Origin of the sequence: Longilinea arvoryzae (genome assembly GCF_001050235.1) — a bacterium.
In the GTDB taxonomy this organism is placed as follows: Bacteria; Chloroflexota; Anaerolineae; order Anaerolineales; family Anaerolineaceae; genus Longilinea; species Longilinea arvoryzae.
The window spans coordinates 2,974,959-2,986,467 of the sequence record NZ_DF967972.1; the positions used below are offsets into that span (position 1 = coordinate 2,974,959).

Here is an 11,509-nt window from a genome sequence, read left to right on the forward strand (position 1 = left end):
CACCCCTCGACAGTATCTCCGTCAAATGTTCAAACCCATCCAAGGGATTAAACCCCTCCCAATAGATTGATCTCTGCGGGAGGGTTTTTATGTGCTTTTATAAAGAACCTTAAGAAATATCAATAACCTTCGTTCGTAAAATGGTGTGAGGGGTATACTATACTTTTGCACCCTTTCCTTGTTTATCAACCATCCATTCCAAGGAGGAAAATTATGGATCGTGTAGCTCTGAACGGGCTTCTTCGCCCAAAATCCATCGCAGTGGTTGGCGCTTCAGCCACGCCTGGTAAAATTGGTTTTACAGTTATCGATAATTTGATCAAGTCCGGGTTTGAGGGCGCCATCTACCCCATTAACCCCACCGCGCCCGAAATCCTTGGCCTGAAGGCTTACCCGAGTGTCCTCAATGTCGAAGGATCCATCGACGCAGCCGTCATTACCGTGCCTGCCAAATTCTGCCTCTCTGTCGTCGAAGAATGCGGTAAAAAAGGCGTCAAGGGCGTCATTATCATCACCTCTGGCTTCAGTGAAGTCGGCAACCGCGATTTGGAAAACCAGATCGTAGCCGTCGCCAAGCAGTACGGCGTGCGCATCCTGGGACCGAACATTGTCGGCACCCTGTCCAACTCGGACAAGATGAATGCGTCTTTCGCGCCCTTCCTGCCGCTGCCCGGCAAGGCAGCCTTGATTTCACAATCTGGCGCGCTTCTCATCGCGCTGGATGCCGCAAGTTATACGCGCCGCGTCGGTTTCGATAAGCTTGTCTCCATCGGCAACATGTCGGATGTCAATTTCGCGGATGTGATCAACCTCCTCGATGACGATCCCAAGACGACTTGTATCTCCCTGTACATCGAAGGCTTCAAGGATGGCCGGGAATTCATCGAAGCCAGCCGCAAATCCTCCAAACCGATTATCGCTTTGAAATCGGGCGTTTCGGCGCACGGCGCAGCCGCGGCTGCTTCGCACACCGGTTCGCTCGCCGGCGCGGCCAAGGTCTACGGGGCTGCCTTCCAGCAAAGCGGCGTCATCCAGGCCTCCGACCTGAATAATCTCTTCGATCGCACCCTGGCGCTCTCTCTTCAGCCGCCCATGAAAGGTGACAATCTGGTCATCATCACCAATGGCGGCGGCGTCGGCGTGCTCGCCACCGATGCTGCTGAACGCTACGGTTTGCCGCTGAAATTCGTGCCGGCTGAGGTTCAGACGGAACTCAAGAAACACATGCCCGAATTCGGTTCCGCCAAGAATCCGGTCGATTTGACCGGTATGGCCGGAAACGAATGGTATGCCGATTCCGTTCGCTTCGCCCTCGCCCACTCCTGGACGGATGGTATGGTTGTCTTGTATTGCGAAACCGCCATGACCAACCCAATGGAAATTGCCCAGGGCATCAAGAAGGCTGTTGATGAAGCCGGTGTAAAAGATAAACCGGTCACGGTTTCCTTCGTCGGCGGTGAACGCTCCGAAGAAGCCATGCGCTGGCTGGTCGAGAATGGCATCCCGGCTTACAATGCGCCCGATATCGCCGTCAATGCGATGGCTGCCCTGCGTGAATACTCCCGTATGAAAGCAATGGCCACTGAATCACTTGGCATGGACATTAAAGTCGATCGCGAAGCTGCGTTGGAAGTCATTCGCCGCGCGCGCATCGATGGCCGCGGCGCCCTGACCGAAATCGAAGCCAAACAGGTCTTCAACGCTTACGGTCTGCCCACCACAGCGACCTATCTGGCCAAGACCGAAGACGAAGCGGTAACGCTCGCCAAGAAGATCGGTTTCCCGGTTGTAATGAAGATCGTCTCTCCTGAAATCCTGCACAAGTCGGATGCCGGCGGCGTGAAGGTCAACATCAAAGACGAAGCCTCCGTTCGGGACGCCTTCAAGACAATCTTGACCAACGCCAAAGCCTACAAGGCGGATGCCAACATCCACGGCATCGCGATTCAGGAAATGGCTCCCTGGGGTACCGAAGTCATCCTCGGATCGGTCAACGATGCAACCTTCGGCCCGACCATGATGTTCGGCCTGGGCGGCATCTTTGTCGAAGTTCTCAAGGACGTCACCTTCCGGGTTGCACCCGTTTCCCACGGGCAGGCTCTGCGCATGCTGAGTGAAATCCGCGGCGCTCCCATCCTGGCGGGTGTGCGCGGCGAAAAGCCGCGTGACCGCGAAGCCATGGCTGACACCATCTGCCGGTACGCCAACATGATCGTCGACCTGGCTGACGAAATCAGCGAATCGGACGCCAATCCCGTTCTGGTCTACGAAGAAACCAAGGGCATCAAGGTCGTGGACGCCCGCATCATCCTGAAGAAAAAGTAAAGCTTTCTAAACCAAAAAGTGGCGCGGTCCGAAAGGCCGCGCCACTTTTTTATTTTCCGTTCTTGAGCAATTCCCAGGCCCCCACCCACGGTGTGCCCAGGCGGTGCCGCTCCGGCAGGGTAACTTTCACCAGTTTTTGCCCCACCTGGGCGGCCAATCCGGCCACCGTTGCCCAATCTTCGGCCAACACCGCCTGGCGCATCGACTGCCCCAACCGGCCGGACCATTCCCAATCCATGCGGAATCGATCCGCTTTGACCCAGTAGCCCCGTTTTTCCCAGGCTACCAACGAAGTCTCTACGGTTTCATTGATTTCCATCAATGCCAGAGCAATATAAGCTGCCAGATCGTGTGCAGTGTCATTTGGCTCGTTTTGGCGCATCAATTCGCGCAGGGCCAGGACGACCGACCGGCTCAGACGGTTGCGTTCTTTTCCAGCGCTGTCTGGATTGATCACTCGGCTCAAGGATATCCTCCCAGATGTAGGGTTAATAATCCAGGATTATAAACGATGTTGACGCGCTTTTGACTTGCCTTTATAATCTTTGCGGTAAGTGAAACTGGGGAATTGCTGGAATTGGCAGACAGGCATGACTTAGGATCATGTGCCGCAAGGCGTGAGGGTTCGAGTCCCTCATTCCCCACTGATTGATCATATTTTCATCCCGCAACAAATTCGCAATATTTTAAGGTAATTTCGTTATTATCGTCTCTGCATTCTGGATATAATTGATTGATAAGTTTTATCGGATGCAGACCCGAATATTGATTCTCCAACCCCAGTGTCGTTTTTACTACTAGTTAACCGGCCGGATGGTTCTTCAGCGTAAACCATCCATAACATTTTATGATCATCCATCCGAAGGCTACGCTCTCATTCTCTCTTCCGCAGGTCTTCACGCGGACGATCCCATAACACCCAATCCATGAGTCCGATTTTCTGAATCACGGAGAACAAAAATGAACTCGAGGAGCAAGGCGCACAAAACTGGTTTGATCATCGGTGGCTTTCTCTACATACTGGGCTTGTTGATCGGAACTGCGTTCAACCTTCGAGTGGCTTACGGATACATCGATCTATGGTCGTTCTGGGGATATCCGGAACCGATCGATTTCGATTATTCCGATAACAACGGAGAACTTGCGGTGACAGGCTTCCAATGCCCGCTGCTGCTCACCCCCGGCGAGACGGGCAATTTCTCGATACGCATGAGGAATAAAACCGACCAGCCCATCCAACCCGTCATCCAGATTTTGGTCGGTGAACGGGAACGAAAAGACAGCTACACCCGATTGAAAGAAGAGTTCTCGCTCGCGCCCGGCGAAACGAAGGAATTCAGCCAGACATTGGTTGCGGAAAGCAACATGCTCAATGATTCCATCAAGGTGCGGATATTCTTCGCGACCGGCAGGTTGAATGCCTTTTCCATCAGCCGGCATTGTCCCGTGTTTGTTCACCGGTTGGGAAATTTGCACGGGACGCAAATTCTCATCCTGATCTCGTCGGTCATGATCTTGTTGGTCGGGGGTGGACTCGGATTGTTCTGGAGATCCAACTCCGAGGAGATCAAGCGCACGCCCCGGACGTTATACCGAATGATCGGGCTTGCGGCTTTTATCATCCTCGCCATGGCGTCAAATTTGATCGAATGGTATTTCCTGGCGCTGATGTGGTTCCTTTTGGAAATTTTATTGATCCTTTCCATCTTTGAAAGCGATACGATCAAGAAAATCTTCCAGTAAGGCCGTTGATCCTTCGAGATTGAGGATTTTGAATAGGACCGCGCAGGTTGGATGACGAACATTGACCCATCCTGCGGTGCAGGTCATCGGCGGCGTTTGGAGGGGATCCCGGGAATATTGGCCTTCCGGCCTCCAATCTGATGCAATTCTTATGTACAGCCTTTAGAATAAGGCTCGTATGGTATAATTCTACGCCGAAAGCGGCTGGAACACAGCCTCCTTCGCACGATTTATCATGTGTGGAACGCACGGGACGCGCCCGACGGCAGATCAATTGTTTGCTGGAGGGTTTGAGGGTTCAAGTCCCTCATTCCTCACCAAGGAATAGTACATTTTTTGAAGGATTGCTGAATTGAAAATCGAAACCCAACCACGTGAAGACCATCAGGTCAAGATTATCGCCGAGTTCGACGCTGAAACCATGGAAGGCTTCAAGCGTCGCGCTGCCCGCAAGATTTCCCAGGAAACCCGCATTCCCGGTTTCCGCCCGGGAAAGGCGCCTTATGATATCGTCCGCCGCACCTATGGCGACGATGCGATCCAAAAGCAGGCCATCGAGATATTGGTCGATGATCAGTATTCGAAGATTCTTGACGAAGCCGGCGTAAAGCCCGGCGCGCCGGGCGCCCTGGAGGATATTCTCTCCACCGATCCGGTAAAATTGAGCTTCATCGTACCGCTGGCCCCCGAGGTTACTCTGGGCGATTACAAAGCCATCCGCAAAGAGTACGAAGCTCCGGCCGTCACCGAAGAACAGATTGACGAGTACCTGCGCCGCCTGCAGACCAGCTACGCCACCGCCGAACCCGTCGAACACCCGGCCGAAAAGGGTGATCTGGTTTACTACATGCTGAGCGGTCATCTTACCCAACCGGCTGAGGGCGAGGATGCCGAAGTCATCAAGGACGGACCCGCCCAGGTCATCATCGGCGAGGATACCCTTTCCGACAAGGATTGGCCGTACGCTGGATTTGCCGAGGAATTAATCGGCCTGTCAGCCAACGCTGAAAAGACCGTCAAGCACACGTTCGCCGAAGACGACAAGGATGAGAAACTGCGCGGTCGTGAAGTCGAATTCCACATCACCGTGCAGAGCATCAAGTCGCTGCACCTGCCGGAGTTGAACGACGAATTTGCGCAGACCATGGGCGAATTCTCCACCTTCGAAGAACTTAAGGCGTCGGCTGTCAAGCAATTGGAAGCCAACACCAAGCACGAATACGATGAGAAGTTCTTCGATGAGTTGTTCGAGCAGATCGCGTCCGAATCCACAATCAAGTACCCGCCTCAGGTTCTCGAGGATGAAAAGGAACACATCCTGGAGCATCTCACCGAGGATCTGAGCAAGAATAACCTCGACCTGGATACCTACCTTAAACTCATCAACACCAACCGCGAAACCTTCATGGCCGAACAGGTTACCCCGGCGGCCGTGAAGCGCCTGACTCGCTCACTGGTGTTGGAAGAGCTTGGCCGGGCTGAGAAAATCGAACTGGCTGAAGCCGAAGTGAACAATGCCGTCAATGGCACGTTGAACCAACTCTCAGCGACACCGGGCTTCAACCCCAAGAAAGTCACCGAACGCGTGGTGAATGCCATCGCCATGGATGCCGTTTCCCGCCTGTACAATCAGCGCATCCTGGACCGGCTCAAGGCGATCGCCACCGGCGAAGCTGAAAAAGCTGCTGCTGAACCCAAAGCTGAAGCAGCCGCCGAATCAGCTACCGAAGCCGGCGAAAAAGCTCCTGGCGGTGAGAGCGAGCCGGCTGAAAACGACGCAGTCAAATAACGTCGTCGCATAAACACCTAGGAGGGTTTATGTCCATTCCGAATTTCGAATCGGTCATCCCGATGGTCGTTGAGTCATCCGGCCGCGGTGAACGGGCTTATGACATCTATTCCCTGCTGCTCAAGGAACGCATCATCTTCCTGGGCACGGCGATCGATGATCAGGTCGCCAATGTAACCGTTGCGCAGTTGCTTTATCTGAGCAAGGAAGATCCCGAACGACCCATCCAGATGTACATCAATTCGCCGGGTGGGCAAATCTATGCAGGGTTGGCCATCTACGACACCATGCAAATGATTCCCAACAAGATCAGCACCGTGGCCGTAGGCGTCACTGCCTCTTTCGGCACCGTTCTGCTGACCGCCGGCACCAAAGGCCAGCGCTATGCGCTGCCGCATGCCACCATCCATATGCACCAGCCCCTGGGCGGCGCGCAGGGTCAGGCTTCGGATATCGAAATTCAGGCGCGTGAAATCCTGCGTCTCAAGACCCGCTTGAATGAGATCATGGCGAATTCCACCGGCCAATCCCTCGAGACGATCGCGCATGACACCGAGCGCGACTTCTATATGGATGCCAACCAGGCAGTCGAATACGGCCTGGTGGACCAGGTGCTGGTTGCGCCCAAGAAGTAACCGGTACGAACCAATTCAAGTCACATCGCAAGCCGGATGGCATCTGCTATCCGGCTTGCGTGTAAGAACGAGGTTTTGATGCAATTTTCGCTTCCCATCCAGGCCATGATTCTGGACATGGATGGCGTCCTCTGGAAGGGCCAGGAAACGATCGGCGACCTGCCGTCCATTTTTTCACGCCTGCAGGCGAAAGGCATCCAGGTCATTCTGGCAACCAACAACGCCACCCGCACCCCGGAGCAGTACACCGAAAGGCTGGCCGGTTACGGGGTGACCATCGAGACCTGGCGCGTGATCAATTCCGCCAAGGCGACCGCCTTCCGCATGAAGCGAGATTTTCCCGAGGGCGGCCCGGTGTATGTGATTGGCGAAGAAGGTCTGGTGGATGCATTGGCCGCGCAGGGATTTTGCGCGGCGAGTTTCGAAGACCATCCCATCGCCGTCGTGGCTGCCATGGATCGCCAGTTGACCTATGCCAAACTCCGGTGGGCCACTTTGCTCATCCGCAAAGGAATCCCCTTCTACGGCACCAATCCCGATCGCACATTTCCGACCCCGGATGGGCTAATCCCGGGTGCCGGTTCGATCCTCGCAGCCCTGGAAGCCGCCACAAGCGTTCACCCGATCATTGCCGGCAAACCCTCGCCGGATATGTATTATATGGCACTGGACCTTCTCAAAGTGGACGCAAGCCACACCCTGGCGGTCGGCGACCGTCTGGACACGGATATCCTGGGCGGGCAGCGCGCCGCCTGCCGTACTGGGTTGGTTTTGAGCGGCGTCACCTCGCTGGAGGATGTGCAAACCTGGGAACCCAGGCCGGATTACGTCGCCGGCGACCTGAGCCAGTTGGTCGATATGATATAGTAAGAGAATGAGCCAGATGGAAACGGAACGACCTTTGATTTTCGACCTTGACCTGGATCAGCTTAAAGAGCTGGTGCTTTCCTGGGGCGAACCGGCTTACCGCGCCAAACAGATCTGGCAGGGCATCTATTGTCAGTTGTGGCAGACTCCGCAGGAATTTACCCCGCTTCCCGCGAGCCTGCGCGAAAAAATGGCGGCGGAACTGCGTTTTAGCGGTCTGACGCCGGCGGCGGTCTTGAAATCCAGTGATCATCAAACGGTAAAAACGTTGTTCCGCCTGGCAGATGGCCGTTCCATCGAAGCTGTGCTGATGCGCTACGAACACCGCCAGACCCTGTGCATCTCCTCGCAGGCCGGCTGCGCCATGGGTTGCGCCTTTTGCGCCACCGGGCAGATGGGATTCAAACGCCATCTCTCCAGCGGAGAGATCGTCGAACAGGTTATGGTCTATGCGCGCCAGCTCAAACAGGAAGGAAAAGCCGTCACCAACGTGGTCGTCATGGGCATGGGCGAGCCATTTCACAATTACGCCAATACCCTGGCCGCCATCGACCGCCTGAACCACCCGGACGGCTTCAACCTGGGCGCGCGCCGTTTCACCATCTCCACCGTCGGCCTGGTACCCATGATCCGCCAGTTTGCCTTGGAAAGACGTCAGATCAACCTGGCGATCAGCCTGCACGCCTCGGATGATGAACTGCGCGCCAGCATGATGCCGGTCGATAAGAGGTACCCCATTGCCGAGTTGATGCAGGCCTGCCGGGAATATATCGACGCCACCAAGCGCCGCCTGACGTTCGAATGGGCGCTGATCCAGGGCGTCAACGACACCCCCGAGCAGGCGCGAGCGCTGGCCCACCTGCTCAAAGGCATGTTATGCCATGTCAACGTCATCCCACTCAACCCGACCCATCAATTTAGCGGCACGGGCAGTACCCGCGAACGCGCCGAAGCCTTTCGCGCCGAGCTCGAAAAAGCGGGCATACCCTGCACGGTGCGCCTGCGCCGCGGAATCGATATTCAGGCTGGCTGCGGCCAACTGGCCACGGAACACGCCGCCGACTGATGGGGAACCGGGCTGTGTTATAATCACACGCCGGGAAGCATATGTTCAATAAATGGATTGAAGGACTCAACCGTACTCGCAAAGTGGCCTTTGGCCGCCTGGCAACCCTCTTCGGCGCAACGGACATCTCCGCTGAGACTTGGGACGAGCTGGAAGCCATCCTCATTCAAGCCGACCTCGGCGTTGAGACCACCGAATCGATTCTGGCTGTCTTGCAGGACCTGGTAAACAGGGAGGGTCTCACCCATACGGATGAGCTTCAATCCAGCTTACGGGCTGAATTGATCCGCCGTCTGGACGCCGCCCCGGCCGTGGACTTTGACAGCCATAAGCCAACCATCGTGCTGGTGGTCGGAGTCAACGGCTCGGGCAAAACCACAACCATTGCCAAGTTGGGCCGCCAATATGCGATGCAGGGCAAAAAGGTGCTTCTGGCTGCGGCAGATACCTACCGCGCCGCAGCGGTCGATCAGCTTCAGGTATGGGGAGAACGTTTGAACATCCCGGTCATCGCCGGCCAACCGGAGGGCGATCCGGGAGCGGTGGCATTCGATGCCGTGCAGGCGGCGTTATCCCGCAAGATGGATATCGTCCTGATCGATACCGCCGGGCGTCTGCACACGCGCTACAACCTGATGGAAGAACTCAAGAAGGTCTATCGCGTGGTCGGCAAAGCCCTCCCGGGGGCTCCCCACGCCACCTGGCTGGTCCTGGATGCGACCACCGGACAGAATGCCCTCCAACAGGCGCGCGCCTTCAAGGAAACCGCCCAGGTGAGCGGCGTCATCCTGGCCAAGCTGGATTCATCCGCCAAGGGCGGAATGGCATTTGCCATTCAAAAAGAACTTGGGCTTCCAATTCTTTACGCCGGATTGGGCGAACGCCCCGAAGACTTGCAGCCCTTTGACCGCGAAGCTTTCGTGGATGGGATTTTAGGACTCAAGAATTAGCTGGAGGAAGCATGCAAGATTTGATCGAACGCCTGCGTAGCGCCGCAGACCGAATCCATGAACTCATGGTGCATCTTTGACTTACCCGGCAAAGAAGTAGAAATCGCGAGTTTACAAAAGAAATCCGAAGACCCTGAGTTATGGAACGACCGCGAGCATGCGCAACGGATCATGAAGAATCTGGCCGACCTGCGCGACGAACTCGAGGGCTGGCGGAAGTTGGAAAACCGAATCACCAGCTCGCTGGAATTAGCCGAACTGGAAGACGAGAGCCTGCAACCCGATCTGGAGGCAGAGCTGGAGCCGATCGAGAAGGAACTCGAGCAGCGTGAGCTCAGCACCCTCCTGGCCGGACCTTATGACAAAGGCGACGCCCTGCTGACCATCAGTTCGGGCGCCGGCGGCACCGAATCGAACGATTGGGCCGCCATGCTGCAACGCATGTACCTGCGCTGGATCGAACGCCACAACTACGAAGCCGAAGTTTTGGACCTCACCGAAGGCGAGGAAGCCGGCATCAAGAGCGTCACCATCAGCGTGAAAGGCCGCCTGGCCTATGGCTATCTGCACGCCGAAAAGGGCGTGCACCGCCTGGTGCGCCTCTCGCCCTTCGATTCGGCTCACCGTCGGCATACCTCCTTTGCGCAGGTGGAAGTCCTGCCGGAGGTCACCTCCGAAACGGCCACGGTGCAGATCAACCCAGAAGATCTGCGCATCGATGTCTATCGCTCGGCCGGCGCCGGCGGACAGAACGTGCAAAAGAATTCGACTGCGGTGCGCATCACCCACCTGCCCACCGGTCTGGTCGTCTCCTGCCAGAACGAACGCTCGCAGATGCAGAACCGCGAAAGCGCCATGCGCGTGCTGCAGGCTCGTCTGGAAGATATCGCCCAGCAGGAACGCGACAAGGAACTGGCCAATCTACGCGGTGAATATGTGAAAACCGAATGGGGCAGCCAGATTCGTTCCTATGTGCTGCATCCTTACCAGATGGTCAAGGATCATCGCACGGAGTATGAAGTTGGCAACGCTCAGGCTGTGCTGGACGGCGACCTGGATGGTTTCATCGAAGCGTATCTGCGCTGGCGCCTTGATCCTGCAAAAGAATAATAAAATCCCCGCCGTTCGAGCGGGGATTTTTTCAACTTAATCCAATATTTCCGCCAGTTCGAACAGATTTGGGTCGATCTGTTTTTTGGTGTTGACCACCACTTCCAGCGGTGTGGATTGGATTTCGCCTTTGACCAGGCCCTTCAAGACGCCAAATTCGCCCTTCGATAACGCATCGGTCGCGGCCGCGCCTAACCGGCTCGCCAGAATGCGGTCGAATGCACCCGGGTTGCCGCCCCGCTGAACGTAACCGAGCCGGGTGGTGCGCAATTCGAAACCCAGGCGTTCGCGGTGTTCGGAAAAATAAGCCGCCAGTTTGTCCGCGTTGTAATCGGCGCCTTCGGCGACGACGATGATGGCGTGCGCCTTGCCTTTTTCATACGATTTTCGCAGTCGGTCGGCGATCTGTTCCGGGGTCACGGGAATTTCCGGGATGACTGCCATCTCTGCTCCGCCGGCCAGCCCCGACATCAATGCCAGGTAGCCGCAGCCGCGCCCCATCACCTCGAGAAGAAAGGCGCGCTGGTGCGACGAAGCGGTCACCTTCAAACGGTCGATGGCTTCCAATGCAATATTCAGGGCTGTATCGACGCCGATGGTGATTTCGGAACCGAACAGGTCATTATCGATGGTCGACGCAATTCCCACCACCGGGAAACCATGTTTGGAAAGTGCATACGAGCCGGTTTGGGACCCATTTCCACCGATGATCACCAGGCCATCGATGCCAGCTTCATTTAAGTTCCGGATGGCTTTGATCTGGCCTTCCTCGGTCTTGAATTCCTGCGACCGCGCGCTGCCCAGAATCGTCCCGCCGCGCTGAATGATCCCGCCGACGTCTCGCGCGCCTAAAGGCACGATCTTGCCACTGATCAGGCCCTCATATCCCAACCTGACGCCAAACACATCCCAGCCGCGGTGAAGTCCCGTTCGCACAACTGCCCGGATCGCGGCATTCATACCCGGAGCATCCCCACCACTGGTCAGAACGGCGATTCTCTTCATGATGCCCTTCCTTATGACG

Annotated in this window: 10 protein-coding genes and 1 tRNA gene; 9 read left to right on the forward strand and 2 right to left on the reverse strand. The window is 56.1% G+C overall.

What is annotated here, in order from left to right:
- Window positions 1-213 precede the first annotated feature (213 nt).
- Window positions 214-2,325, forward strand: a complete 2,112-nt coding sequence (locus LARV_RS20875; RefSeq protein ID WP_075074076.1) for an acetate--CoA ligase family protein — start codon at window positions 214-216, stop codon at window positions 2,323-2,325.
- Between the two features lie 49 nt (window positions 2,326-2,374).
- On the opposite strand, the gene LARV_RS13195 is transcribed toward LARV_RS20875, so the two are convergent.
- The gene (locus LARV_RS13195; protein WP_152031796.1) at window positions 2,375-2,791 is read right to left on the reverse strand and encodes a hypothetical protein; all 417 of its coding nucleotides are present in this window, start codon (window positions 2,789-2,791) and stop codon (window positions 2,375-2,377) included.
- A 96-nt stretch (window positions 2,792-2,887) separates the two neighbouring features.
- On the opposite strand from LARV_RS13195, the gene LARV_RS13200 reads away from it, so the two are divergent.
- The 8 genes from LARV_RS13200 to prfB all read left to right on the forward strand — a co-directional run bounded on the left by LARV_RS13200 (window position 2,888) and on the right by prfB (window position 10,485).
- Window positions 2,888-2,969 (forward strand) — tRNA-Leu (locus LARV_RS13200).
- Between the two features lie 316 nt (window positions 2,970-3,285).
- The gene (locus tag LARV_RS13205; RefSeq protein ID WP_075074078.1) at window positions 3,286-4,068 is read left to right on the forward strand and encodes a COG1470 family protein; all 783 of its coding nucleotides are present in this window, start codon (window positions 3,286-3,288) and stop codon (window positions 4,066-4,068) included.
- Between the two features lie 352 nt (window positions 4,069-4,420).
- Complete coding sequence (gene tig / locus LARV_RS13210; protein WP_075074079.1) at window positions 4,421-5,857, forward strand: trigger factor; 1,437 nt, start codon at window positions 4,421-4,423, stop codon at window positions 5,855-5,857.
- A 29-nt stretch (window positions 5,858-5,886) separates the two neighbouring features.
- A complete protein-coding gene (locus LARV_RS13215; protein ID WP_075074080.1) occupies window positions 5,887-6,492 on the forward strand; it encodes an ATP-dependent Clp protease proteolytic subunit in 606 nt (201 codons plus the stop codon).
- Between the two features lie 78 nt (window positions 6,493-6,570).
- Window positions 6,571-7,359 carry an HAD-IIA family hydrolase gene (locus tag LARV_RS13220; RefSeq protein ID WP_075074081.1) on the forward strand — a complete coding sequence of 263 codons (789 nt, stop codon included), beginning with the start codon at window positions 6,571-6,573 and terminating at the stop codon, window positions 7,357-7,359.
- A 16-nt stretch (window positions 7,360-7,375) separates the two neighbouring features.
- Window positions 7,376-8,425 carry a 23S rRNA (adenine(2503)-C(2))-methyltransferase RlmN gene (gene rlmN / locus LARV_RS13225; protein WP_236709977.1) on the forward strand — a complete coding sequence of 350 codons (1,050 nt, stop codon included), beginning with the start codon at window positions 7,376-7,378 and terminating at the stop codon, window positions 8,423-8,425.
- Between the two features lie 41 nt (window positions 8,426-8,466).
- Window positions 8,467-9,375: a signal recognition particle-docking protein FtsY gene (ftsY, locus tag LARV_RS13230; protein WP_075074083.1), complete on the forward strand. Its 909-nt coding sequence runs from the start codon at window positions 8,467-8,469 to the stop codon at window positions 9,373-9,375.
- 11 nt (window positions 9,376-9,386) lie between these two features.
- A protein-coding gene (gene prfB, locus LARV_RS13235; RefSeq protein WP_152031797.1) for a peptide chain release factor 2 occupies window positions 9,387-10,485 on the forward strand; the annotation gives its coding sequence in 2 pieces (ribosomal slippage) (window positions 9,387-9,452 and window positions 9,454-10,485; 1,098 coding nt in all).
- A gap of 36 nt (window positions 10,486-10,521) precedes the next feature.
- Here prfB and pfkA read toward each other — a convergent pair.
- Window positions 10,522-11,490 carry a 6-phosphofructokinase gene (pfkA, locus tag LARV_RS13240; RefSeq protein ID WP_075074085.1) on the reverse strand — a complete coding sequence of 323 codons (969 nt, stop codon included), beginning with the start codon at window positions 11,488-11,490 and terminating at the stop codon, window positions 10,522-10,524.
- Window positions 11,491-11,509 lie beyond the last annotated feature (19 nt).